Here is a 510-nt window from a genome sequence, read left to right as displayed (position 1 = left end):
TAATAAATTTAATTTTAACAGCTGTAATGCAGCTTTTCCTTCCCAGTCTTTAAAGACCGTTAGAAACTCTGGAAAGTAGCGATCTAACCAATTGTGAATTTGACCTTGAACTGCTTGTCGGTCAACGGATAATAGATCGCGTATTTTTCTCGCCACGCGTAGTTCTGCATAAACTCCTTGTGGGATGTTTGGTTCGGCGTATCTCCCATCCTTGACTAACTGTGCAATGACTCTGGCATCTTTCACATCATTTTTCGTTGGTGAATTATCGTCTAATTCCTTGCTTTTCTTTACGTGCATTGGGTTTACAACAACAAATTTAATATTATGTTCTTTAAGGAAATGAGCTAGGTTCAGCCAATAATGACCAGTTGGCTCCATTCCTACAATTGCCTTTTCCATGTCATGTTGGATAATTAGTTTGTTTATCCAATCTAAAAAATGATTAAATCCAGATTTACTATTTTCAAAGTACAAAGGCTTTCCAAATTCTAACCCTCTAAAGTCTTG

At 36.7% G+C, this 510-nt stretch carries 1 protein-coding gene; it reads right to left on the bottom strand.

The window, feature by feature from the left end; all coding sequences use genetic code 11:
- Positions 1–510: IS110 family transposase (locus AAHB15_RS29995; protein WP_342043900.1), on the bottom strand; the 510-nt coding region annotated here is incomplete at both ends.

It is taken from the genome of Bacillus sp. OTU2372, assembly GCF_038440275.1.
Classification (GTDB): domain Bacteria; phylum Bacillota; class Bacilli; order Bacillales; family Cytobacillaceae; genus Neobacillus; species Neobacillus bataviensis_B.
This window is presented reverse-complemented; position numbering and strand designations above follow the sequence as displayed.